The organism is Mediterraneibacter catenae (genome assembly GCF_008691045.1).
GTDB lineage: Bacteria > Bacillota > Clostridia > Lachnospirales > Lachnospiraceae > Mediterraneibacter > Mediterraneibacter ornithocaccae.
On the sequence record NZ_VMSO01000011.1, the window covers coordinates 1 to 25,766 of the forward strand.

31 protein-coding genes are annotated in these 25,766 nt (G+C 43.1%); all 31 read right to left on the minus strand.

The window, feature by feature from the left end; genetic code table 11:
* A partial coding sequence (locus tag FNY66_RS09450) for a PqqD family protein (protein ID WP_190324818.1) occupies positions 1-184 on the minus strand: 184 nt, incomplete at its 3' end.
* 98 nt (positions 185-282) lie between these two features.
* The gene (locus FNY66_RS09455; RefSeq protein ID WP_150310953.1) at positions 283-648 is read right to left on the minus strand and encodes a hypothetical protein; all 366 of its coding nucleotides are present in this window, start codon (positions 646-648) and stop codon (positions 283-285) included.
* Positions 649-858: 210 nt separating this feature from the next.
* A complete protein-coding gene (locus FNY66_RS09460) occupies positions 859-1,968 on the minus strand; it encodes a glycosyltransferase family 2 protein (RefSeq protein WP_150310954.1) in 1,110 nt (369 codons plus the stop codon).
* Positions 1,965-2,876: a glycosyltransferase family 2 protein gene (locus tag FNY66_RS09465; protein WP_150310955.1), complete on the minus strand. Its 912-nt coding sequence runs from the start codon at positions 2,874-2,876 to the stop codon at positions 1,965-1,967. Before FNY66_RS09465 ends, FNY66_RS09460 begins: the two co-directional genes overlap by 4 nt.
* Positions 2,877-2,879: 3 nt before the next feature.
* The gene (locus tag FNY66_RS09470) at positions 2,880-3,632 is read right to left on the minus strand and encodes an MBL fold metallo-hydrolase (protein ID WP_150310956.1); all 753 of its coding nucleotides are present in this window, start codon (positions 3,630-3,632) and stop codon (positions 2,880-2,882) included.
* A gap of 294 nt (positions 3,633-3,926) precedes the next feature.
* Positions 3,927-4,058 carry a hypothetical protein gene (locus FNY66_RS15935; protein WP_267872932.1) on the minus strand — a complete coding sequence of 44 codons (132 nt, stop codon included), beginning with the start codon at positions 4,056-4,058 and terminating at the stop codon, positions 3,927-3,929.
* A 13-nt stretch (positions 4,059-4,071) separates the two neighbouring features.
* Entirely contained in the window at positions 4,072-4,272 is a 201-nt protein-coding gene (locus FNY66_RS09475) for a hypothetical protein (RefSeq protein WP_150310957.1), read from the minus strand.
* 3 nt (positions 4,273-4,275) lie between these two features.
* Positions 4,276-4,497, minus strand: a complete 222-nt coding sequence (locus FNY66_RS09480) for a hypothetical protein (protein WP_150310958.1) — start codon at positions 4,495-4,497, stop codon at positions 4,276-4,278.
* A 341-nt stretch (positions 4,498-4,838) separates the two neighbouring features.
* A complete protein-coding gene (rfbC, locus tag FNY66_RS09485) occupies positions 4,839-5,432 on the minus strand; it encodes a dTDP-4-dehydrorhamnose 3,5-epimerase (protein WP_150310959.1) in 594 nt (197 codons plus the stop codon).
* Positions 5,433-5,517: 85 nt separating this feature from the next.
* Entirely contained in the window at positions 5,518-6,459 is a 942-nt protein-coding gene (rfbD, locus tag FNY66_RS09490) for a dTDP-4-dehydrorhamnose reductase (RefSeq protein WP_150310960.1), read from the minus strand.
* Positions 6,460-6,471: 12 nt separating this feature from the next.
* Positions 6,472-7,491, minus strand: coding sequence for a dTDP-glucose 4,6-dehydratase (gene rfbB, locus FNY66_RS09495; protein WP_150310961.1), 1,020 nt, complete (start codon positions 7,489-7,491; stop codon positions 6,472-6,474).
* Positions 7,492-7,517: 26 nt separating this feature from the next.
* Complete coding sequence (locus FNY66_RS09500; protein WP_150310962.1) at positions 7,518-8,060, minus strand: hypothetical protein; 543 nt, start codon at positions 8,058-8,060, stop codon at positions 7,518-7,520.
* Positions 8,057-9,361: an AAA family ATPase gene (locus FNY66_RS09505; RefSeq protein ID WP_150310963.1), complete on the minus strand. Its 1,305-nt coding sequence runs from the start codon at positions 9,359-9,361 to the stop codon at positions 8,057-8,059. Before FNY66_RS09505 ends, FNY66_RS09500 begins: the two co-directional genes overlap by 4 nt.
* A 56-nt stretch (positions 9,362-9,417) precedes the next feature.
* On the minus strand, positions 9,418-10,314 hold the full coding sequence (rfbA, locus tag FNY66_RS09510) for a glucose-1-phosphate thymidylyltransferase RfbA (protein WP_150310964.1): 897 nt from the start codon (positions 10,312-10,314) through the stop codon (positions 9,418-9,420).
* A gap of 34 nt (positions 10,315-10,348) precedes the next feature.
* A complete protein-coding gene (locus tag FNY66_RS09515) occupies positions 10,349-11,296 on the minus strand; it encodes a glycosyltransferase family 2 protein (RefSeq protein WP_150310965.1) in 948 nt (315 codons plus the stop codon).
* 40 nt (positions 11,297-11,336) lie between these two features.
* A complete protein-coding gene (locus FNY66_RS09520) occupies positions 11,337-12,332 on the minus strand; it encodes a sugar-transfer associated ATP-grasp domain-containing protein (RefSeq protein WP_229409486.1) in 996 nt (331 codons plus the stop codon).
* 4 nt (positions 12,333-12,336) lie between these two features.
* Positions 12,337-13,329, minus strand: coding sequence for a glycosyltransferase family 2 protein (locus tag FNY66_RS09525; protein ID WP_150310966.1), 993 nt, complete (start codon positions 13,327-13,329; stop codon positions 12,337-12,339).
* Between the two features lie 43 nt (positions 13,330-13,372).
* Entirely contained in the window at positions 13,373-13,834 is a 462-nt protein-coding gene (locus FNY66_RS09530; RefSeq protein WP_229409489.1) for a DUF1919 domain-containing protein, read from the minus strand.
* On the minus strand, positions 13,755-14,039 hold the full coding sequence (locus FNY66_RS15520; protein WP_190324826.1) for a hypothetical protein: 285 nt from the start codon (positions 14,037-14,039) through the stop codon (positions 13,755-13,757). Before FNY66_RS15520 ends, FNY66_RS09530 begins: the two co-directional genes overlap by 80 nt.
* Positions 14,036-14,986, minus strand: coding sequence for an acyltransferase family protein (locus tag FNY66_RS09535; protein WP_150310968.1), 951 nt, complete (start codon positions 14,984-14,986; stop codon positions 14,036-14,038). Before FNY66_RS09535 ends, FNY66_RS15520 begins: the two co-directional genes overlap by 4 nt.
* A 50-nt stretch (positions 14,987-15,036) precedes the next feature.
* Entirely contained in the window at positions 15,037-15,885 is an 849-nt protein-coding gene (locus FNY66_RS09540; protein WP_190324819.1) for a metallophosphoesterase, read from the minus strand.
* 33 nt (positions 15,886-15,918) lie between these two features.
* On the minus strand, positions 15,919-17,439 hold the full coding sequence (locus tag FNY66_RS09545; protein ID WP_150310970.1) for a lipopolysaccharide biosynthesis protein: 1,521 nt from the start codon (positions 17,437-17,439) through the stop codon (positions 15,919-15,921).
* 13 nt (positions 17,440-17,452) lie between these two features.
* Entirely contained in the window at positions 17,453-18,526 is a 1,074-nt protein-coding gene (locus FNY66_RS09550; RefSeq protein WP_150310971.1) for a glycosyltransferase family 2 protein, read from the minus strand.
* 12 nt (positions 18,527-18,538) lie between these two features.
* Positions 18,539-19,816 carry an ABC transporter ATP-binding protein gene (locus tag FNY66_RS09555; protein WP_150310972.1) on the minus strand — a complete coding sequence of 426 codons (1,278 nt, stop codon included), beginning with the start codon at positions 19,814-19,816 and terminating at the stop codon, positions 18,539-18,541.
* A 62-nt stretch (positions 19,817-19,878) separates the two neighbouring features.
* Entirely contained in the window at positions 19,879-20,823 is a 945-nt protein-coding gene (locus FNY66_RS09560) for a glycosyltransferase family 2 protein (protein ID WP_150310973.1), read from the minus strand.
* A 32-nt stretch (positions 20,824-20,855) separates the two neighbouring features.
* Entirely contained in the window at positions 20,856-21,863 is a 1,008-nt protein-coding gene (locus tag FNY66_RS09565) for a glycosyltransferase family 2 protein (RefSeq protein WP_190324820.1), read from the minus strand.
* Positions 21,864-21,892: 29 nt separating this feature from the next.
* A complete protein-coding gene (locus FNY66_RS09570) occupies positions 21,893-22,729 on the minus strand; it encodes an ABC transporter permease (RefSeq protein ID WP_190324821.1) in 837 nt (278 codons plus the stop codon).
* 13 nt (positions 22,730-22,742) lie between these two features.
* Complete coding sequence (locus FNY66_RS09575) at positions 22,743-23,729, minus strand: glycosyltransferase family 2 protein (protein ID WP_150310976.1); 987 nt, start codon at positions 23,727-23,729, stop codon at positions 22,743-22,745.
* Positions 23,713-24,252 carry a GNAT family N-acetyltransferase gene (locus FNY66_RS09580; protein ID WP_150310977.1) on the minus strand — a complete coding sequence of 180 codons (540 nt, stop codon included), beginning with the start codon at positions 24,250-24,252 and terminating at the stop codon, positions 23,713-23,715. Before FNY66_RS09580 ends, FNY66_RS09575 begins: the two co-directional genes overlap by 17 nt.
* Before the next feature lie 2 nt (positions 24,253-24,254).
* Entirely contained in the window at positions 24,255-25,355 is a 1,101-nt protein-coding gene (locus FNY66_RS09585; protein WP_150310978.1) for a DegT/DnrJ/EryC1/StrS family aminotransferase, read from the minus strand.
* Between the two features lie 2 nt (positions 25,356-25,357).
* A complete protein-coding gene (locus tag FNY66_RS09590; RefSeq protein ID WP_150310979.1) occupies positions 25,358-25,762 on the minus strand; it encodes a sugar 3,4-ketoisomerase in 405 nt (134 codons plus the stop codon).
* Positions 25,763-25,766 lie beyond the last annotated feature (4 nt).

Below are 25,766 nucleotides of genomic sequence, written 5' to 3' on the forward strand. Positions count from 1 at the left end.
CCTCTGTTATCGTTTCCGCAATCTCCTCCAAATTCTTACCCTCTTCCAGTTTTTCCCAGATAAATCTGCCGGTTTCATTTAATGTAATAATTCCCTGGAATTTGTCCCCCTGATTTCCTACGGGAATCAGCACATTTTCCCCGGCAATTCTCCTCAGTACAAATTCCTGTTTTATCTTTTCCATTTTTTCCTCCTGCTCGTGCACTATATAAAACGAAGGAAAACAACCCGACGTCATTTTCCTTCTTGTATTTCACTTTATTCAACCAACATTATCTTATATTACGAGTTCTGAATCAAAGATGTATCTCCGCTGCAGTCCCAGACATTTCCGCCAAAATTGATCCCGTGTTCATATGGCACAAAAGAACAAATGTCACTTCCCGGAGACCGGTCTGCATATGCGCTGGTAAAGCAGGCGTCCGGCGTACCGTTTCCGTCGATATCTTTCCCGCCCTCAAAATAATCACTCAGTTTTGCATAAGCATCTGTAACCTGCCACTCATCATAATACCCTGCACAGCCTGTATGGCTCATTTGTTGAACTACTGTCAATTCATTTACCGGCACTTCACAGTTTGCAGCAATCATCTCGCTTACTGAAAAATCTTCTACCAGTATTTCCGGCTCTATGTATTTTTTTCTCATTTTATGATACCACCCGTAAAATCAAATGTTTATTGTTTTACTCCGCATAACACCTGCTTCTCACATATAACAAAAGCAATGCCAAATATTGTGGCTTCTGATAACTAATCTACAAAACATATTATAAAATATGCTTTTCAATAAAGCAAGCTGTTTCCATTCTAATCCAATAGATGTTCACTCATCTCATTTACTCTGATTCTGTATCCTTTAACAGTATTTCTCTATCGGGAACTTTCTTTGATCTCTCACTCTCCTCACCCATTTCATCTTCAATAACAGCCTTCCCATGCATATCTTACGTCCTTCCCACTTCGCATATCTCACAAACTTCTTCAAACTGTTCTGAAATATCACAAGTTCCTCTCTCTGAGACGGAATCATATATTCGACGGGAAGATTCCGCAGTGTCTCCAGCGCTCCGATACGCTCCAGTTCCCTGTTCAATTCCCTCAGATTATGACCCTGCTGAACATATAGCTTCGCATACAGGAGCTGCCGGGATACAATCTTCTGGCGGACAAATGCTTTCGCCTGATCCAGTCGGCCCATACTTCCGTATTCTTCCAGCCATTGGTAAGTCCGTATCCACGCCTCGACAAAATCATAGATATGCCGATCCGTATATCTGACAGAACCGGGAGTTGTATTGTATATATAGAGAGGCTTTGAACGTGTACGAATCCTGACAGCCGCGTACATGGCTTTCATCTTAAACGCTTCATCTTCGTTTAAATGAATATCTTCGTCAAACAGGATATGATGGGCGAGGAGCATCTGCCGGCTGTACAGGCACGAAGCAAAATGTCCTGAAATCGGGCACGCCTGCCCTCCTGCAAATACCCCGTCGTGCATCTTTATATCGATTCCGTATCGATCCCTGTCTACATTTGACGTAAGCGAGGAGCATATGATCATATCATATCTTCCTCTTCTGCATTCCTCAGACAACTTTTCATCAAGGGCATCTTCTGCATACACATCATCCGCATCCAGAAACAAGACATATTCGCCGGATGCCCGTCTGATTCCCGCATTGCGTGCCGCAGATGCGCCTCTGTTGTCCTGATGTATGACAAAGACTGCCGGTTCCTGTCCTGTCTCCCTGTGTTTCTCATCACTGACTGCGCCGGACGCCCCGGCCAGCCGGTCACAGATCTGTCCTGTGGAATCTGTCGATCCATCGTCTACGATAATAATCTCTATGTCCTTTATCGGCTGTCTTCTGACAGACTCCACAGCATCTGACAGATATTTTTCACAATTATAAGCCGGAATGATCACACTGTAAAACGGCATATTCCCACCTGCTTTCTTCATTTACGATCTCTGCGATTTCTGAAAATAATATAGAGATGCAGCAGCACGCCCGGAAGAACTGCCAGCAGCATTCCGCCGCTGAAGAACGGCGCCCTAAGACCCTTTCTGTGCTGCTTTACCGCAAACAGCCAGGATGATACATAGTGCATACACTGCCTGTAACGGAACCAGAATGGTATATCCGGCATCTGCAGGAACTGAAGCCTCAGCATACCGAAACTGACCGGCGAATCTTCATACTGCCGGAAGACGCGCGCCGACATTCCATCCGGCTGATAATCCACGATACACAGCACTCGGTTGATCACAAGGAGCGGTGCTTCCCGGTCCATCTGCAGCATGATGTAATATGGATTGAAATTCTTCTCTCCGCTGATTTCCGGCATCGGTAGAAACGGCGCTGATGCGGCTGTACGATATACAACCTTGATATCTCCCTGATGCTTATATCGGAATTTCAGATTCATCAGCGAAGCTGTTCTGACCTGTGGAAATCTCCCTCCGCAAATCTTCCCGTCCGGCTCTGCATCCAGACCGACGAAGCCGCTGATATTAATATTCTTTGATTCACTGTATCGGATCGCACGATAAATAATGTCTACAGCATCATCCGCCAGCCAGTCGTCTGAGTCAATGCATACCCAGTAGTCCGTCTCCACATGGCTGAGTGCCAGATTGTATGCTGTGTACATGCCTCCGTTTTCTTTCCTGTAAAATTCAATCCGGAAAGCTGCTGCTCGTTCAAGCCACGGTCTCACCACATCTTCCAAATGATCCGTTGACCCGTCGTCTACAATAATCCAGACAAAATTCTGGTTACTCTGTCTCAGCATACTCTCATAACAGTGTACAATGCAGTCCGCCCTGTTATAGACAGGGGTAAATATAGTCAGTCTGCATTCATCCATTTCTTAAATTCTCCTCAAAAACAGATAAAATCTGACCGCAGCACAAGTCAGCTGCAGCCCAAATATACGATGAAAATTCCGAATCATACGGGTTCTTCTGTCAAGCGCGTACTCCAGAAGATATCGGTGCTCCCGCAGCATCTGCTTCATCTCTGTCGAAAGATACTGGCTGTATCCCAGACAAATCCCGTACTCAAAGGCAAGCAGGCCGGATACTGCCCGGGCATTTTCCACCTCATGACGCTTCAGCTTCCCTGCCCAGTCCTGTACCATCCTGGCCTGATATTCCGGCCCCTGCCTGTCATTGCTGACAGAATACCCACGGTGCTGTCTGTAGGCATAGGAAATCTCATCCAGAAAGCTGATGCTCTTCACATGGCTGAACAGCTGAAGCACCCAGTCAATATCCTCAGCAAATCCGCCTTCCTGAAATACAATGTGCGAATCCTCGAGAAGAGAACGCCGGACACACTTATTGCAGGAAGACGCCAGCACCTGTCCATCACTGATGAGTGTCTCGTAGACCTCTTTCAGGCGGTAAAACTCCTTATCCGACGGGAACGGCCCTTTCCTGTATTTCTTCAGAAGTTTTTCATTCTCCGTATACTTGTCCATATAAAGTTCCAGGCTGTGTCCGAATGAGTATGCCAGATCATCTATCATCTGAAGATCACCATTATAATCAATATGATCATGCGTCACAATTACAGCATTTATATCATCTATCTCCAAATCTCTGAGGTGCATATCTTCCATAAAATTGATACCCTAACCTACGGCAATTCCATATCTATACCATTTCAGGAAAAATCCACCGCCTTTTATAGGGCTCTGATAAAAACGATTTTCCAAAGCAGGGTAAAATAGAGTTGATGAACTGAATCCCTTCAAATCATCAGAAAACTCCTTTTCTGGATGCGAAAGTTACGTTCAGCAAACCGTGTTTATATGCTTCCACGCCTCTTTCGCCGGAATGCCTTCTTTCTCTTTCAGATGTATTCCGTCTGTCCTCATGTCCATAAATGTATTCTTAACCTGATGCACGCAATGCTACAGATTAGAGATATCTTCTCTGCTGAACACTTCATCCGCCGCATTTACTCCGGCAAAATTGGCGAACTGTACCGCTTCCACTATCTGACCAGCCGCTGTCTCTTTCATATTCTCCTTATCAGCCATCATAAATCATCTCCACTTAGATAAAATAGTTTCTTCTATTCATTTTCTTCTTGTGGGAAACGAAATCGCCCATCTTTGCGTCGTTATAAATATAATCAGAAACCGGCGTACCGATATATATCATCATGATGTCTTCCACACTGCAGTTCGTCCCGTCCATTCGGTTTCTAAATGTAACTGCCCTCTCTATCAGGCTGCTTTCTTTCATCACTTCCATATTCTAATACTCCGTTTTCTTGAATTCTTCCTCTTTTTCTCCTATATGCTTCAACAGTCTGACCGGTTCATCTTTCAGTTTCCCGCTTTCACCGTCGAACACATGGCCCATGTACGTTTCAATCATTTGGATATAACCGTTATCCGAATTCGATGCATATGAAGAACACTCTCTGTTCCGGCGATCGGCATATTCAACTGCCTGCTCTGCTATCTGTCGCTTCATAAACTGCCAAAATCGGGGAAGCGTCTCTTCTCTTTTTTCATTAAGATTTTCTATGAGCTGTGGGGTATCTAAACTCGGATCGTTCCCAGAGGCAAACAGCAAAGAGGTAAACAGTTTCATAAATTCATCCAGAAACCTATTATCATCTGCCATCAGGTAGTTTTATTTACATATAGAGCATTCCATGGCTGTTTTCAGATAAATGGCTGCAAAATGGATAAATCAGCTTATTTGGTTTCTGTATACATTATACTACTGTTAAAGCTACTATGTTAGGTTTTCAAAGTGCAATTGCCCATTTGTCAGGCAACTCATTTGCCATTATTTAAGTTCTCTCTCATTTACATAAGTGTACTCCATTGCTGATCCTTCTCACTCATCACCAACTTCGTCCCGTCTTCCATCTCATACCCTTCCGTCGACGCTTTTCCGTTGTACTCTCCGATCACTCCCGGCCACTTCACACCGATCTCCGGATCATTCCATGCCAGTCCGCCTTCATCTCCCGGATGGTAAAAATCTGTACACTTATAGCAAAACTCCGCGATATCACTTAATACGAGGAAGCCATGTGCAAAGCCTTCCGGAATATAAAACTGCTTCTTATTTTCTTCTGACAGTTCAATTCCAAACCACTTTCTGTACGTCCTGCTTCCCTCCCGCAGATCAACTGCAACATCGAACACTTTGCCACGCATAACTCGCACCAGTTTCCCCTGGGGAAACTGTTTCTGAAAATGCAGTCCACGGAGTACGCCTTTCGTTGAGCAGGACTGATTATCCTGCACAAAAGTCATCGTAAGTCCGGCTTCCTCCATATCCTTCTGATTATATGTTTCCATAAAATAGCCGCGGGCATCACCATGAACTGTCGGTGTAATCACACACAGTCCTTCTATTCCGCCCGCGTTCTTCTCTACTGTAATCTGCCCCATGGCTTATCCTCCTCAAACCGCTCACTGAATATCTAAACTCTGAAAATCACATAATTACAAACCGTATAATTGAAATTACAACAGGTTATAGTCCGATTTCTTTCAGATATCTTGCAAGCGCATCCTGCCATGCCGGCAGCGGAGTAAATCCGTTTTTAATAAGCTTGCTTTTATCCAGCCTGCTGTTAAATGGCCGCGCGGCCTTAGAAAGGCCGTACTCTTCAGTTGTAACAGGGATAACTGTCAGATGATCCTTATCATATTCCGGATGTCCCAGTTCAGCTGCCTGTCGGAAAATCTCTGCTGCAAAATCATACCAGCTGATATAGCCGCCCTCATTGGTGGCGTGATAATAGCCGTACTTCTCAGTTTCGATCATATCGACCAGAAGTCGCGCCAGATCGTATGTATAAGTTGGGGTGCCAATCTGATCATTTACAACTGTCAGCCTGTCATGTGTCTTGCCGAGATTAAGCATCGTTCTGATAAAATTTTTTCCGTTTTTCCCAAACACCCATGCGATCCGGACAATAAAATATCTGTCCAGAAGTTCTGAAACCGCCTGCTCGCCCTCCAGCTTAGTTCTGCCATATACGTTCAGAGGGCTGTAATTGCGGCAGTCCGGCTGCCAGGGTTCAGTGCCGGTTCCGTCAAAAATGTAATCTGTGCTGAGATAAACCATCCTGCTTTCTAATTCTCTGCAAGCTTCAGCAATATTTCTCGTCCCGTCCGCGTTCACCCTGTGGACTGTCTCCTGCTTGTCCTCATCCTCGGCAAGATCTACCGCTGTCCATGCCGCGCAGTGAATCACCACATCGGGCCTTACTGACTTCAATACATTTCCGACTGAATCTGTATCCGTAATATCCATCTGCATATATGGCATACTTTCTGCCGCCGTTCCGTCACAGAGCCCACTGTAAACTTCCCTGATATCAGAGCCGATTCCCTCATGACCGCGGTCAGCAAGCTCATTCATAACATCATGTCCAAGCTGCCCCGCTACTCCCGTAACAAATACTTTCATCGTGTACGCCTCCTATCGGTTTCCATACATCTTTTCGTAATAATTCTGATACTCTCCGGAAATGATAGTCTCCCACCATTCTCTGTTATCAAGATACCATTGAATCGTCTTTTTGATTCCATCTTCAAACTTTGTCTCCGGCAGCCAGCCCAGCTCATTGTGGATCTTCGTCGGGTCGATCGCATAACGCATATCATGTCCCTTGCGGTCCGCCACATAAGTGATCAGGCTTTCCGGTTTTCCGAGTTCACGGCAGATGATCTTCACAATATCAATATTTCTCATTTCATTATGACCGCCCACATTATAGACTTCACCGACACGGCCTTCATGAATGATCAGATCGATCGCTCTGCAGTGGTCCTCTACATAGAGCCAGTCACGGATATTTTCTCCCTTTCCATAAACCGGAAGAGGCTTATCGTTCAGCGCATTGGCAATCATCAGGGGAATCAGCTTTTCCGGGAAATGATATGGTCCATAGTTATTGGAACACCTGCTGATCGTCACCGGGAGTCCGTAAGTTCTGTGATATGCAAGAACCAGAAGATCCGCAGCAGCTTTCGACGAACTGTACGGGCTGCTCGTGTGGATCGGCGTCTCCTCAGTAAAGAAGAGGTCTGGTCTGTCAAGTGGAAGATCCCCGTACACCTCATCTGTAGACACCTGATGGTATCGCTGGATGCCATATTTCCGGCAGGCGTCCATAAGTACAGACGTACCGATAATATTTGTCTCAAGGAAAATCTGCGGATTATCGATAGACCGGTCTACGTGGCTTTCTGCTGCAAAATTCACCACCATATCCGGCTTTTCTTCCTCGAAAAGCCTGTAAACCGCTTCCCGATCCGTGATACTTTCTTTTACAAAACGGAAATTCGGTTTGTCCATAATCGGGGCTAATGTGGAAAGATTTCCCGCATAAGTCAGACAGTCCAGGCAAATGATCCGATAATCCGGATGCCTGTCCATCATATAAAAAATAAAATTTGATCCGATAAATCCGGCGCCGCCGGTGACAATAATATTCATCTTATATTTCCTCCGCAATTTATAGCTTATTTTACCACAGGAAGGTCTGTGTCTCTTTCAATCAGCTGGATACTTGCCACTTTCAGATTTCCTCTATATGAATTTCTCAGTTTGTTCTGCAGTTTTACATAGGCAGGACTTGCATTGAGTTTTGGAACGGCAGATGCGACAATAATACGTCCATACACTTTTGAACACTTCCTGAAAAAGCCACTAAATAACATCAGCGTGCTGTCAATCTGCTGTATTGCCTTGGCAACATCTACGCCTTTCAACTCTGTAAGAACCGCTGTAGGCTTATCTGTATCAATCACATACAAATAATCGCACTTCGCCACACCTTCCGGCACTTTTGCATCTACATGAACGATTCCTCCATCCATTCTGTAAGAAACAACGTGCTTTCCCATTGTATTCTCAAGAATATATTTCTTTTTCTTTTCTTCGCATTTTACGTACATCCGGGTATCGGAAAATTCAATACAGTTTTCTTTCCGATTATCACACTTATCCGGAGACTGGCCCTTTATGGTCCTCTTCACGCATGCTTCAAGCTTACCACAAATCATAACTCGCTCTCCATATCCAGAAGCCTTTCCAGTTCCTCATTTGTAATCCCCGATACACTGTCTATATATTCTGTATCAATCATATGGGTTTCCTCGTCCATCAGGGAAACAATTGTCTTATTCTCTGTACCGACCACATATGCCGAGGCATTATCATAAGAAAGCCTGATGCTTCTGTGCACCACACTGTCCGCCGCATTTTTTCTGTTTCCTTCTACCTTGTCTGAATACAAAAGTATATTTGCCGAAGTAAGAATGTAAGGACTATGTGTCGTTAAAATCACCCGGCTCTCCGTACTGTTCACTAACAGCGCAATCAGATTCACAATCTTTTTCTGTGCTTTTGGGAAAAGATGTGCTTCTGGTTCTTCGATAATAACGAAAGCCCTTCTGTTTTCTAAGATCAGGATAAATGAAAGCAGCAAAATCCACAATGCTTCCTGCTGGCCTGAAGAACCATACATCAATTTTACCCAATGGCGCTCATCGAAATAAATCCTCTCTCCGTCCTCTTCACTGGTATAATCAGCCTTAAGAATTTCCTGAATCAGCTGGTATGCCTGATCTACAGCCGCATTATTGATCTGACCTTTCACTGTCTTTGTATAGTCCTTAATCATCTCCGGAATCTTTGTCCCGAAATTACTTCGAGCTCTCTGGATCAGAGAAATAAATTCCTTCATCGTCAGATCCATATGTTCTGTTGACAGTCCCCAAAGATCTTCTGATAATGTCGCCAGAAGACTTCTTCCTGCCGGAATATAAATCACTTCATCGGAATCCCCGAATATTTCAGAAACAAATTTGCTCAGACGACGTTTCATCACACCTACCGCAGTTATATTATCAATGATACTATTAGAATTATGATCAGCCATCTTCTGATGCATTACTGCAGTCTCGCGAATAAGGTGCTGAATCTGACTGCTCAGCATCTCATCAAAACGGAAACGAACATATCCATCCTTATTGGTTTGAATACTGATCGAGGTATTATTCCAAGTATACTGAATGTTAAAATACGGCATATGTTTCGTACGTCCAAAGCAGGCCATAAATTTTCGTGTTAAATACTTAAGATAATTTGTGAAATACTCATTTTGGTGATTAAGCATAAACTGGTCATCGTCCAGAAGGAAATCAAGAGTATAATCCCTGATCTTCCGGCAAAAATATACCGCTTTTCCAATCGTACTTTTACCCGATGCCTGCTCTCCGATAAAAATCTGAAAATTCTTATTTAAATCTACTTCTGCCGTTTTAACCGGACCAAAATTCTTAATCAAAATCTTTCTGCTCATTATGATTCACTCATTTCCTAAAAATACCATATCCGCATATCAACAGATGCACAAATTTAGTATAACCCATCCATATATTTCCCGTCCAGAACATCCTTGAGATACTGCCCGTACTGATTCTTCTTCAGAAGTTCATAAACCTTCATAACCTCTTCCCTGGAAATCCAGCCGTTCAGATAAGCGATCTCCTCCAGACAGCCGATCTTACGGTGCTGATGAGACTCCATCGTCTTGACAAAATTAGTGGCGTCCACAAGGCTCTCATGCGTCCCCGTATCAAGCCACGTAAATCCCTGCCCGAGAAGTTCTACATTCAGTTCGCCCTGTTCCAGATATATGCGGTTAAGATCTGTGATCTCCAGTTCTCCGCGGGCGCTTGGCTTTAGCTGCTTTGCATAGCGAACCACCCTGTTATCATAAAAATACAGTCCGGTTACGCAGTAGTTGCTCTTCGGCTCTGCCGGCTTCTCCTCGATGGACACAGCCTTTCCCTCTGAGTTAAACTCCACGATGCCAAAGCGTTCCGGGTCATCCACATAGTATCCGAATATGGTGGCTCCATTTCCCGATTCTGCGCTCTCAACCGCCGCCTTTAAACGTTTTTTCAGACCATGTCCGGCAAAAATATTATCGCCGAGAATCATCGCCACTGTATCGTCTCCGATAAAATTTTCTCCGATGACAAAAGCCTGGGCCAGCCCGTCCGGACTCGGCTGCACCGCATATGTAAGGCGGATCCCGAACTGATGTCCGTCTCCGAACAGTTCCTCAAACCGCGGAGTATCCTGCGGTGTAGAGATAATTAAAATATCACGGATGCCTGCATTCATAAGCACTGACATCGGATAGTAAATCATCGGCTTGTCATAGACCGGAAGTAATTGTTTTGACGTTACCATTGTAAGAGGATACAGGCGGGTACCTGAACCTCCGGCCAGTATAATTCCCTTCATTTTCAGATGGCACCTCCTCTGTTTAACCCGGTTTTTATTTTTTCAACCGGTTTCTCATAAAAATATATAAATGCAGCAGCACTCCCGGTAAAAACGCTGTCGCAATACCAAGTCTCCTGAAGGAGACTTTTTCTGTCTGCTGTTGCTTCCATAGTTGTCCCTTGTGCTGTTCTAACGCAAAGAGCCATGATGAAACGTAATGGATCCATTGCTTATAGCGAAAACGCCAGGGCAGCCCCGGCATCTTAAGATACTGAAGCCGGAACATTCCGAAGCTCACCGGCGAATCTTCATACTGGCGGAACAGATTTGCCGACATGCCGTCATCCTGATAATCTACGATGCAGAGAACTTTGTTGATTATCAGAAGCGGCGCCGTCCGGTCCATCTGCAGCATAATGTAATACGGATTAAAATTCTTCTCTCCCGGTATCTCCGGTATCGGGAGGAAAGGCGCTGAAGAAGCAGTCCGGTAGACAACCTTGATATCCCCCCGGTGTTTGTAGCGGAACTTCAACTCCATAAGCGACGCGGTGTGGACTGCAGGAAATTTCCCGCCGAATATGTTGCCTTCTGGATCCGCATCAAGACCAACCATGCCACACACATTAAGCTGATGCTTTTCACAGTATTTAATTCCTTCATAAATAATATTTACGGCATTATCCGCCAGCCAGTCATCGGAATCTATACATACCCAGTAATCCGTATGCACATGACTTAGAGCCAGATTATAAGCCGTATGTATTCCGCCATTTTCTTTCCGGTAAAACTCAATGCGAAAATTGCTGCCTTTATCCATCCATGACTGAACCAGACCGGATAAGCCGTCAACAGACCCGTCGTCTACAATAATCCAGATAAAATTCTGGTTCTTCTGTCTAAGCAGACTCCTGTAACATTTTTCAATACAATGCGCGCGATTATAGACCGGTGTAAATATAGTCAGCCTGCACTCGTCCGGTTTTCTCTTTTCAATCATTTATGAATACCCTTTCAAAACAGATTAGAAACAGTACTTATTATTTCAGCATCTGTTTTTGAAACAGCCTTTTCAACTCACAATACTGTTTTTTCCGGCCGCCTGCTCCTGCTATCTGAATAACATTTGTCATACCGCTTGGGTTAGCTTCTATCAAAATACAATCTTTTTCACGGACTGCAATATCCCATGCCACATAGTTCAGTTCGTAGTTTAGCGCACACTCTTTTACAAATTTCAGCACGTCCGGCCAATTCGGCACCTGAAAACCTTCAATCTTTATTTTTGAATACGGATGATATGTAAATCTCTTTCCGGTTGCATTTTCTGCTTTCGCAATTACCTTTCCGGTTTTAACATCCAGCGCGCCTACCATTCCGCCTGCTGAATAATTATCGACTACACTTGTCCCGTTCCCCATCCTAAGAGCAGCACCTATAATAATACACCTGTCTTTGATTTTTAAAGTAAAAAACCGTACTGTGTTTACACTGCTGGGACACAGTTCCTGAAGTTTCGAATGCTGTTTTATCATTTCATCAAGCACAGCAGGTTCCTCTGTAAAGCGTTTATATAAATCATTTTTATTGTTTTCATTTATATTCCAGACTTCAATTCCTCGTCCGCAATCAAGAGTATCTGGTTTATATAATAATCTGGAGTGTTTGTCTGCAAATGTACAAAACTCGTCATAAGTACATTCCTGCGAATATAATTGTTCCCGCTTAATATATGGTTTTAATAATTGATACATCTCTGTTTTACTGCAGAGTTCTTTCAACCTCCTTTTATCATCTACGTATTCTGAAAAATACAGATTATCCTTTGAGCTTAAATATTTTTTCTTTTCTGAATAACGTTTCTTATATAATGTAAGTTCAAAATAGTCTGTTATAGTAAACCGGAAGTTTATATAATTCCATACAACGCCGGCCCCATATCTCACAAGTTTAAGTAATCCAGGTTTCTTTCCCGAAATTCTTTCCACAAACTGATAAAACTTATCATACATTATTTTCAAAGTTTTTAAAGCCATACCCTTATTTCTCCTTTTTTATTTTTCCATAGGATAGCCTTCGTATAAACAGATATATCCTCATTGCCGTACATGTAAGATGAAGTCCGAAAATCTTTTTGAATCTTCTGATCATTTTTGTTTTCCGGTCCAATGCATAATCCAAAAGATATTGATGCTCTTCCATCATTTTCTTCATCTCGGCGGAAAGATGATGCCAATATCCAAAACAGATACCATATTCAAATGCCAGAAGCCCTGCCACTGCTTTTTTGTTGGATATGTTCTCCCGTTTCATCCGTGCCGCCCAGTCTTCTATCATTTTAGCCTGATAGTTCGGTCCAGATTTATTCTTGCTGGCAGATCCTTTTTGGTGCTGTCTGTACGCATATGATATCTCATTTATAAAGCTGATAGTTTCCGTCACACTGAACAACTGCAGAACCCAGTCTATATCCTCCGCATACCCGCCTTCCTGAAATTCAATATGATGGCTTATCAGCATAGAGCGCCGAACGCACTTATTACATGCTGACGCGAGAACCTGACCGTCTTTTACAAGGACATCATATACATCCGAAAGTTTATAACAGGCTTTCTCTGCCGGGAGCGGAGCTTTTCTGTACTTTTTCAGAAGTTTACCGTCTTCTGTATACTTGTCCATCCGGAACATGACTACATCCGTTCTCTGTCGCGTCAGTTTCTCATCCAGGCTTTTTAAAAGATATGGATTTGTCCAGTAATCATCAGCATCCAAAAAGATTACGTATTCCCCCGATGCCTCATGCAAGCCGACATTTCTGGCCGCTCCCGCGCCGGAGTGACAGATGCTTTTCAGCATGATGCACGGATTTTTTTCTCCCAGTTTTTGGATCAGTTTTTTCGTTCTGTCATCAGAACCGTCATCAATAATTATGATTTCATAATTCGGATAATTCTGGCTCAGCACACTGCAGATGCACTGTTCTATATAATGTTCTGCATTTAAAACCGGAATGATGACTGAAAATGCAATCAATTACGTTTCCTCCACTATAATCAAATATCTTACCGTTTAAATTTCACTTATTTAAAAAGTCCACAAAATCCCATTTCTTTTCAAACCATCTCTTTCCGAACACATTTCTCCCGAGATAGGCCGACGCATACTGCTGACGTTCATTCGGCTTAATATAATATGCCCAGGAAATCTCCGGCAACTTTTCGGCAGTCAGCAAGACTTTATTTTTACATGGAAAGTGTTCTAATTGTTTTGCCTGTTCAACTGTCAACCCGTCAAGCTTATAAAGGATCACGTACAGATTCTTGCGATTTATCCTTACTTTTCGCCTTTCCCATAATTCTTCTGCTTCTTTACTGTCTGAAGCATAATTAAAGTTCAGTGTAATTGTCGGGATGGCTCGATCCCCTCTCAGCTCAGCCACCGGATAATTGAATTTTGTATTAATAAAATGCAGCTTCTGCTGCAGATAATAATCCAAATGCATACAGAATGAAACAAAATCCGGCTGAGAAAAAAACATATTGATCGTAGGACTCAAAAACTGTTTTCCCAGGCGATGATAGATCCCCCCCTATGCAGTTAGAACATAGGATTGTAAAATTATCATTTTTTAGGCGTTTCCTAAAACCGGCAGATATCATATTATCAATCAAATGATATATTTTACTTTTCTTCCAAAGTTCAATTACTCTTCTTTTCATTCCGCTAACAATAACTTTGCTCATATATTCTCCTGTCTAGTTGTCTTTTTCCCAACTAAAAAAGGTAAAAATCTGTTAAACAAATAAATAATAGGAATCTCTAATATAATAACACCAATAAATATCAGTCCTCCAGATAAAAGAGAAAAACTTTTAATTGTTATCAGTTCCTTAATAAGCAGCAATAGAGGCTGATGTGTTCCCATTATGATCAAACTGTTTTTCCCGTAAAATTCCAATATCGAAAAAGATTTATAAATTCCAAGTATTAAGATCAACTTTGTTCCGGCCACTGCTCCAATCCAAAATATCAATGGATTTCCTAAATGCATTTGGCTTACATCTACAACAGAATTAATAAGGGCGCAGAGTACCACTAAACAAAAACTTAAAACAACTGCTAATATATTTGTTTTTGAAAAAAAAATATAAAAAATATACCCTACAACAATAAAAGAAAAACAAAGCATAAGCTTTGAAATCATATTATGGCTGACAGCCATCGATAATATGGCTAACCCTATAGCAACTCCCCCGATAACATATCGGTTCTTTATTGCTTTGTAAATAATTATAAATGCTATTTCATCAATAAATAAAACAAATAAAAACCAATCTGGACCATTATTAAAATTAAAACTCAGTGTATTATATATAAAACCAAATATGCTCTGCGTAAATCCAAAACGGATAACATATATTATGGAGCCAAGTATTTCAAAAAAAATTAACGGGACTAATATATTTTTTACCTTTTTCTTTAACACACTTGCAAAAGGTTTTTCAAGTGTTTTCGAATAATTAAACAGGATTCCACTAATTATGAAAAAGGCTGGCACATGAAATACATAGATTAACCTATGTATGCCCCCCCCTGTATATACGTGTCCCAAAATAATGCAGAGGATTAAAATACCTTTCGCATTATCTATATATGAAATTCTTGTATTGTTTTCTACTTCCACTGTCATTAGAACATCCTCACATTCTCTATCTTATTGGCACATTTCTAATCCTTTTTTCATTCCAATACCACAGTCACAATTTCCGGTGGATTATTGATTCTTGGAATAAAATAGTCCGTTCCCAGTCCGGAAGATAGAATGCAGTTTCCGTTTTCGCCCTGATAAAGACCTTTCACATTATCCGGGAAGAAACCGATGTAAGGCGCATATAATGGCCCTGCAAAAGGAAGCACCATCTGCCCGCCGTGATAATGGCCGCTGAAAACAAGATCGACAGGATACAGATCCAGATACCCCCAGTCCGACCATGATGTGGGAATATGATTTAGCAGGATTTTATATCTGTCAGTATTTTCAAACTCATCCATAAAAGCAAGCTCCGCCTGTTGCTCTTTCTCTGTATCCGCCGTCATATTGACTGCTCTGTAATACCCCATATACCCCGCAATCCGGAGTTCATTGCCCCGGACAGTAATATCCATATATTCATTTTCTAAAACAGTCGCTCCTGCATCCGTAACTATTTCGGCAAAATTTTTATTAAAAGTCTGCTCCCATGTTTTCTCGTGATTGCCGTATCCATAATATACATCGGCTATATTTGACAGTTCCCTGATCAGGCTGCAGACAACGTCTGTATCCTCGTCATTTTTATTCTGCATGTCTCCCGTCATGACTATGAGATCCGGATTCTGTTCTTTTACGGTTTCGATCAGACGTATATTATCTTCTCCGAACTCTTTTTCATGAAGATCTGTCAGTTGTACGATGCGAAGCGGATTATCCAGTTTCGTTTCAATCTTATAAGATGTAACCGTTAGATCATTATTGACATAGAGGCAGTACAACACCGCCAGAATAATGATCACAGCTAATCCGCCCACGACAAAATATTTTTTCTTCACCGCAATCCTCTTCTTCCAAATTCAGAACCTGCTCTATTTCTTTCCACTGCGGAACAGATTATTCTTAACCGTTCCGACCAGCTGCCTGGCCGCTTCTCGGTCAGTCAGCCATGCCTCAATAAGATAAAGTATACAGATGAATACTCCCACCGGAATGCCAATCATAAAAAACTGGGCAAAGTTCGCCGGCTGCAGCGGAATAAAATGAAAAACGGCAAAAACAATTCCAAACACAGCCATATTCTGGAGCCAGAGTCTGTAGGTTGCCCAGCAGCTTCTTTTCAGCACCTTTCTGTTTGCATAGATAATAATATCGTTTGTACGGTATAAATAAGCAATGATCGTTCCAAGAAGGACTCCGTGAATCCCCAGCATCCGCACCAAAATAATCGAAGCGACCAGATTGATCACACTTTCAAGTATAGCACGCCACTGCATCTGTCTGAAATGCCCTGCGAAATTGATCACTCTGCTGGATGCCTCGCGGGATGATGAAAGCAGATGCATGAACGCAAACAGGAAGGGCAGATACCGGTCCACATACGCCACATCGGTAATGCCGGCAGTATATATTTTCATAAACGGCGTCGTCAGTACAAAAGCTATCGTGTATAAAGCGAAAGATCCGACCATGCTTACCGTTTCATAAGTACGGTGCATATCCATGTATCCTTCCCGGTCCGTATTGTATTTTTGTCCCAGCACGTAATGAAAACTTCCGAAAAATGTAGAAAACAGTTTCTCAATCGTACTGTAAACCATCAGATAAACCGTATACACGCTTACCGCTTTCAGATCCTGAGCCACATATGTGAGGACCAGAATATCCGTATTGCTGCAGATCATCCATGTGATCTGCTGCACAAGAACCGCGTTGCTCTGGCTTAACGCAGCTTTATTTGGTCTGCTGTGAAGATCGAGCCATTTATAATTTCTTCTCATATAGTAGAAATAAAAACTCATCTGACACAGGCTGATCATGAAATACCCTATATGGATCGCAATAACATCAAAACCATTTAAAAGCAGGACGATCTTAACGATATTCTGGGCAATATATATGAGCATTGTGACAATACTCATCAGGTATTTTTTCCCCTCTGCCTGTAACAGCACCAGGTATTTCCCCTGAACCCAGAAATTGATCACACCGCCGATTCCGTTTAAAAATACAAGTATCACAATCGTAAGGCGTGGAATGGTTGTAGTGACCGTCAGCGGATATACGACGGCAATTGCTATAACGCCAAGCAGATATAAAAATCCTGCCTTGTTATAGTAATTTGCCGTTGCGGTCATGATCTCATTTATATCTTTTTTGTCATTTCTTCCGACCGGACCGTATAAAGCCTGAATGGCCACTGTCCCTACCCCTGCCTCTACCAGGGCAAGGTATGAATATAAGTTGCCCAGAGAACTGAGCAGTCCGTTCATTTCCGATCCGAATGTCTGAATAAAAAGCCGTGGAACAATCAATCCGAAGATTAATGTTACCAGCTGCTGCAGGATCCCAAACTCAGCGCTCAGGATCCCGTTTCTGTATTTCCCTGCCATAATTTCCCTATTCTTATTTCTTTCTTTTTGACTTCTGCTTTTCGAAGAACAGTGCCCTCTTATTTCTCAGACGAAACAATATATAATTCCCGTCATAAAGGAAAGCGGCAAAACTGATCTTCAATGCTGCAGTGCTCTCCGGATATATTGTATACAGTTCTTTCTTCATTTTAAGAAAACGGCCGGTCCATAAACGCATAAATGCCCTGTCACGAACGTCAGCATATACTCTTTTTCTGAATTCAAATGAAGAAACGGTCATTGTGTTTCTTGCTCTTGTCAGAACATTATCCATTATCATAAAATAGATAAGCGGGAAACGCTCTTTTACAGCATTACAGTCCGTATACCGGTTTACAAAAAACCAGAACTGTTTTGCCAGCTCATTCATACGTCCGGCATTCAGTCTCGCAGACTGTTCTGCCATAATGGAATGTGGGCGCTGAATATAATTATATAGAAATTCATCCACACTCAGAATATTGACTGCGTGGGTACAATAACATAAGCAAAAGCAGAGATCCTCCGCAAAAATAATATTATTATCCGCAAAACGGAGATTATATTTTTCAATCAGTTCTCTCCGATAAAGCTTATCCCAGGCGGCCCAGTCCAGCCTTCCTGCCAAAATATAATCTGTCAGGAAGCGGGCTCTCTTTTCATCAGTATCCAGAGTATATCTCCCTGCCTCGTATCTGGCCGGTATTTTAGTCCCGTCAGATGATATCAGAAAATACCGGAAAAAAACGACATCCTCTCCCTGTTCCATATATCCGACAGCAGTAGAGATCAGTTTTTCCTCTATTGTATCATCGCCGTCAAGGAAATAGATATACTTTCCGCCTGCAGCATCTAACCCTGCATTTCTCGCTGACGATAATCCCCCGTTTTCTTTATGGATCACCCGGATCCTTGGATCTCTCCCGAGCCATGCATCACATTTTCCCCCGGCCCCATCTTCAGATCCGTCGTCAACTAATATTATTTCAAGATTTTTATAATCCTGACTGCACACCGAATGTATGGCTGCATCCATATAATCCGCTACATTGTAGATCGGAATAATAACTGAGACTAAACTCTCCATAAAATCCCTCTGTTAATGCACTGAATAAAGCCGGACGTCTGGAAACTGAGCATGTCCCCACCACTGGGGCAGCCACTCCAGGTCTTTCTCCGTCCGTTTTTCTATCTCAAGAATTGGCGCGCCTGCCACCCGGTCATAACATTCCTGAAGTCCAAAGTCATTGGATTCGAATGAAAAGAGGTCAAACCGGTACCACCCGGGCGCAAGATGTTCTGTATCAAGACCGAGATGAAGTTCCAGTTCATCCCCTGTCTTAGCTGCCAGCCCCTCGTTTAAAAACATGGTTCCGGCTATGGTGTCATCAGCTGCAATGATAGAAAACCTTAACTTCATATTATCAAAATCGCTGTTGGCCCTGCATTTTAATCTCACTTCTACCACATCACCCGTACGTATCGGGACATTCCGGTCACGAAGGACATCCATGCTTAAAAATTCCAGCTTGATATTCTTCTCTATCCCCCGTGGAATCTTTGTAAAGTCATAGTGATATTCCATGTTTTTGCGGCTGTCAGAATAAATCTCGATCGCTGTCTCAGTATCCCCATCGAAAACCATTTTCCCGTGATCAAGTACTATACAACGGGAACACAGTTGCCTTATCGTATTCATATTATGGCTGACATACAATACGGTCCGTCCTTCATACTGAGAAGCATCACCCATCTTGCCAAGACATTTCTGTTGAAATTTCATATCCCCAACTGCAAGGACTTCATCCATAACCATGATCTCACTGTCAAGATGCGCTGCAACCGCAAATGCAAGTTTGACATACATCCCGCTTGAGTACCGCTTGACGGGGGTATCAATGAACCGCTCCATTTCTGCAAAAGAAACAATCTCATCAAATTTGCGGCTTATCTCTGCTTTACTCATCCCCAGGATAGCGCCGTTCATATATACGTTTTCGCGTCCTGTGAGTTCCGGATGAAATCCGGTTCCGACTTCAAGCATAGAAGCGATACGGCCGTTATAGGATATCGTTCCTTTCGTCGGGGCTGTCACCCTGGATAAAAGCTTCAGCAGCGTCGACTTCCCTGCTCCGTTATGTCCGATAATCCCCAGAGTTTCTCCCTGTTTCACTTCAAAGCATACGTCGTCCAGTGCCAGAAATCTCTCTGAACCTGCGGGAACCCGCCCTGCATCGGCCAATTTACTGTTCGGATCTTCTTTTCCGCGCATCTTCGCAAACCAGCTCTGCAGATCCCCTCGAAGCGTTCCCCCTCCAATGGAACCCAGGCGGTATTCTTTACAGATATGATCAAATTTTATTGCCAGATTATCCATTTTTAATGTGTCCTCTTTTTACTTTAGTTTCTTCCTGCTCTTATATACCGTTTATCACAGGCTTATTTCTTCAGCATCTCAAATATATATCCCCGGATCTTTTTTCCAGGCAATATTCTTTTTATATATGCTCGTGGAATAACTTTTAGCATTTGTAGCCGCATCTTTATTACTTTTCGCCGATATGGCTGTCCGGTTTCCTTTGCCACATCACGCAACACATTTGAATAGCGTATACAATCATCAAGATATTTATCCGTTGCATATCTTTCCATTTCCTTTGAATATGCCCGTCCCAATAATAATAACAATTTTAGTTTTCCGCCAAAAACGATATCACATATTGCCTGTACTTCATTCTTTCTTGTTACACTATCGGTACGTTCAACAACATTGTAAAGCGCCACTGGCAACTGAATGCCCGAATCACATCGCTTAAAACATTCAAACAGATATACCCAGTCTTCAGCCATAGTAAGGTTTTCTCTGAAGCGAATCTCTCCAATTTTTGAACGGCGGAACAGCTTATTCCAGCAGGTTCCGCCCAGCGGATTTGGTGTTCCGTATAAATTCTTTATCAGCTGCTTCTGATCATATCTTTTTTCTTTGACCAGGTCGCTCCTGATAAAGTCTCCGTTATTTTCATAATAATTTGCACCGCATATTACAACATCTGTTTTTTCTTTCAATGCTGCCTGATACATTTTGTGGAACATATCCGGCTCAATCCAGTCATCGCCGTCAACAAATCCGACATACGTCCCTTGCGCAATAACTAAAGCGGCATTTCTTGCTGCGCTTACTCCATGATTTTTCTGATGTATTACCCTGACCCGTGAATCTTTTCCGGAATATTCCTCGCAAATGGCGCCACAATTATCCGTTGAACCGTCATTTACTAAAATCAGTTCAAAATCTGTAAATGTCTGCTGCAAAATGCTGTCTATACATTTTATCAGATATTTTTCAACATTATATACTGGAACAATAATTGAAAGTTCTGGCATACAATGTTACCCCCCCCCCCTAAATTTTCTGACTATTCTGGCACTTTAATTCCCAGCATTCTTTTTACTTTTCGAAGATATACATGCGGCAAAAGCCAAGTTGGATGCACTTTAGCCAGTTGATACGTATATTGATCATCTGTCAGATTCTTATATAAGTACTTGAGAGCCTGATATTGACTCATACGGTATTTTTTCGGAACTTCATGGTGAACATGATCCCGATATGCAAAAAGTGTGTACAATGCCAGCAGTTTATTTCTTCGATTTACAGCCGCATCCGCTACTCTTACGTTTTGATGATTCCTAAAAAAACGGATGCATCCTTCCACAGCCTCCACATCATCATACCGCTTAACATTAAATTTCGAATGCATAATACTGGAAGCCCTTGTTCTGTAGCCGTATGCCTGATTGTAACTGATCACAACTGTATCCGCCATAAAAAGCAAACGCGGCACTCTTGCCTGATCTTCGTGCAGCTTTCCCTCCGGGAATCTCAATTCATCAAATAATGTTTTGTGATACAGTTTTGAGCATGCATTAACCGGCACTTCTTTCTTATCCATATACATATCCAGAACAGCTTCCTGACCGCTGATCACACGTTTTTCCCCGGTTCCTGCAGCCTTTTTTAATAACATTTCCGGATCCTGGAATTCATACATCTGACATACTGAAATCTGTGCTTTATATTCTGCTGCACAATTAAATAGCAACTCCAGATAATCTTCAGCAACAACATCATCGCTGTCGATAAATGTCACATACTCTCCTGACATCTGATCCAGCCCTGCATTTCTCGCCGCGGAGAGCCCCCTGTTTTCCTGATGGATTACACGAATCCTTGTATCTGTCCGCTCATATTCATCACAGATTTCTCCGCATCTGTCCGGGCTTCCATCGTCAACAAGAATCAATTCAAAATCTGTAAATGTCTGCTCCAGTATGCTGTCTATACACGGACGCAGATATTCTTCAACATTATATACAGGTACGATCACAGAAATCTCCGGCATGATCTTTCCTTTCTCTTCCACATTAGCGAATGTTTCCCGGAACATCCGGACTAAACAGTATCCATAAATGTTTTTTCAACGCGGTTAAATAATATAATTCCAACAACCAGAATGATCAGCGTAATTCCCAGGCTTAGCAGACAATATCCCGGTTCGAAATCTCCAAGACCGAGAAAGGCTTTGCGGAAAATATTGATAACAGACGTCATGGGATTCAACATATAAATCCCCATATATTTTTCTGGAATAATACCAATATCATACGCCACCGGTGTCGCATACATCCACAGCTGGACGCCGAATCCGACAAGCATCTGAAGGTCCCGGTATTTTGTCGTAAGCGCAGAAACTATAATGCCTGTCCCAAGACTCAGAAGCGCCATCTGAAGTATCAATACCGGAAGAAGCAATACCAGTTTATCTATCTGCACCTCTCCTTTTGCATAATAATAAATCCAGAATACTAAAAACATTACAAACTGGATCGCAAATGCAATAAGATTGGTCAGTACTGTCGAGATCGGCATGACCACCCGTGGGAAATATACCTTACCGAGTATTCCTGCATTGCTGGTAAAAGTGCTGGCTGTCTGAGTCAGACAGGCCGAAAAATAAGTCCAGGCGACATTGCCGCTTAAATAAAAGAGGAAGGGCGGTACTCCGTCTGCTGACAATCCCGCCAGAGAACCAAATACTACTGTAAAAACAACCGTTGTCAGTAAAGGCTGTATCACAGCCCATAAAGGTCCGAGAATCGTCTGCTTATACTTTGATACAAAATTGCGTTTTACAAAGAGCGAGATCAGATCCCGATACCGCCAGACTTCTTTAAGGTCAATATCAAACCATCCCGTTTTAGGCATGATCACTGTTTGAAATTTATCCATGATATATACCACCTCATTTCCTGCCTGCTGTAATTTTCCTCCGCACGGTGCCGCATCCCCAATAAAATGCCCACCACACCAGAGGCCATTTCTTTCTCCGCTGCTTCCAGATCTGCCGTGCCTTCTCCCGGTCCTCTGCTTTACCGCTCTTCAGGGCGATCCAGAAAGCTTCTGCGAAGATCATCCCCCGCACTTTGTAGAATTTCCGGCAGTTTCTCCTCAGCACCTTTTCCATGTACTCCTCATGGCATGCATACATATAAGCGTCCGTGACCTTATGGTCTTCTACCGCATACCGGGACTGATAATTCGTACCGCCTTTTTCCACAATCGTCCGGTGGTGGCTCACAAGGCGGGGATCAACATACACCCTGCCTTTCCCGTACAAAATAAGCGCCAGCGACTGATCCCAGACCATTTTGTGGGCCTTATAAAACACAGACACTTCCCGCTCCGGCGCATCCCGGAAAAAATTTCTGAAAAACGCAGTATCCGTACTGTTCGGCAGCCGGTCAAAGAAATGATAATTCATAAAATCCCGATAAGAAAAAACCATCGGCTTTTTCATATCCCTTCTAACCCTTTGTACAGACTCTGTCCGGCTGAGCTCGCACCACGAATTGCAGTACATCCCCACATACTCCGGATGCTTCTCCATAAAGTCATACTGGTACTGCAGCTTATCATCACATTCCCACCAGTCGTCCCCCTCCAGGATCGCGATGTACCTGCCGCGGCACTGTCTCAGTACACCATACATATTTCTGCTGCCGCCCACATTCTGATCCCGAAGAGACAGGACAAATTTATCCGGATACCTGTCCCTGTAATCCAGCAGGATCTCCCGCGAGTGATCCGGCGAATGATCATCATCCACCACGATTTCATAACGGAAATCTGTCTTCTGCTTCAGGATACTGTCAAGGAGCTGCTTCAGATATCCCTCCATATTATAAGTGATCACGGCGACACTTACCGCAATTTCATTTGAATGATTCATTTTCTGCTATCTCCATATACTGCTTCCGGTTTATTGCATACCAGTTCAGATGCTTCCTTACGCCCTGTATCTCGACTGCGTTTTCCTCGCAATATTCAAACCGGTATCCGACTTTCCTGTAAAAAGCATTTGCCCGCTGATTCTCCGCCAGTACGTTCAGATATACTCTGCGTAACCGGTAATCTTCAAAGGCGACTTTCCAGATCAGTCGGGTCGCCTGAAAAGCGGCGCCTGTTCCATGTGCTTTCTTTCTCGTGCTTATGGCATACTCTGCCTCGCCCGTCTCCTGATCGATCTGTTTCAGGCTCACAGTTCCCAGATACTCGTCTGTATCCTTTTTGGCGATCGCAAAATGACGGCATCTGCTGTCTTCCCCGCTTTTTAAAATAAAATCACAGCAGGAATCCACCGTCATCTTCTGCGCATCAAACCGGAAAAAACAGGCGATGGCCGGATCTTTCATCCATTCCAGCATATATGGGGCATCCTTTTCCTGTAATCCGCGCAAATAAATCTCCGCCATCTTTAATCCTCCCTGAAGGAATTCACCGCATCTGTTACCAGTTTCACCTCTTCATCAGGCATCCCCGCATAGATCGGAAGGCTTAATTCCTGTGCGGCATAAGATTCGCTGAGCGGATACTCCCCTTTTCGATGCCCCAGATATTCGTAACATTTCTGCAGATGGGGCGGTATCGGGTAATGGATCAAAGTATGGATTCCTTTATCCAGCAAATATCTCTGCAGCTCCTCTCTCCTTTCACAGAGAAGAGGGAATACATGGTACACATGCTCTGCCCCGTTCCGTGTTTCAGGCAGTCTTACAAGCGGGTTTTCTATCCCTTCTAAATACATTCCGGCAATGCGGTTTCGCCATGCATTTCCTTCCTGCAGATGCGCCATACTCACCTTTAGAACTGCAGCCTGCACTTCATCCAGACGGGTATTTTTCCCGCAGATATCATTAACGTATTTTTTTGCGCTTCCATAATTCCTGAGCGCCCGAAGTTTCTGGGCGATGTTCTCGTCATCTGTCAGCAATGCTCCGGAATCGCCGAGCGCTCCCATCGGTTTTGTCGGATAGAAACTGAAGCATCCGATCTTCCCGAAAGTTCCCGTCTTCTTTCCCCTGTAAACCGCACCGTGCGACTGTGCACAGTCTTCAATCACATAAAGCCCGTACTTCTCTGCAATAGTTTGTATTGTATCCATCTCACAGGGCTGACCATATAAATGTACCGGCAGGATTGCCTTTGTCTTATCTGTGACGGCCTGTTCAATCTGCTCAGCATCAATGCAGAAATATCGATCAGGTTCTACAAAAACCGGCGTCGCTCCGTTTTCTGTAATTCCAAGCACCGAAGCAATATATGTATTTGCAGGCACGATCACCTCGTCCCCCGGTCCGATGTCCAGCGCACGTACAGCCAGGATCAGTGCGTCCAGTCCGGAATTTACGCCGATGCAATACTTTGCTCCCATATATTCTGCGAATCCAGCTTCGAATTCTTCCAGTTCTTTTCCAAGAATATACCAGCCGGATCGCATGGCGCGAAGAGCCGCTTCCTCATATTCCTGAGCGTACAGATCATATCCTCTTTTTAATCTCACAAAATCAACTGACACTTTTACACATCCTTTTCCTGCATAAATTCATCCATATCCCGTATGTATTCTTCCGCGTCATAATGCTCACTGGAAAGACAGAGCAGAATACTGTCCCCGGAAAAATCATACATATCTTTCCACACCATTTTCGGAATATATATTCCTGTATGAGGCTTGTCCAGAACAAAGACCTCTTCGGTTCCGTCTCTTTCATACGTTTTTACTTTACAGCTTCCGCATACATTGATCAGAACAAATTCGCTTTTTCTGTTTGCGTGCTTCCCTCGCACAACATCTGCGTCTGACCCGTAAATATAAAAGATTCTTTTAATATCAAACGGGATATCACTCAGCCCTTCTACGACAACAAGCCAGCCCCTGTCATCTCCATGCCTTGGGAATTCAAGCATATAAGGTTTCTCCATCTTC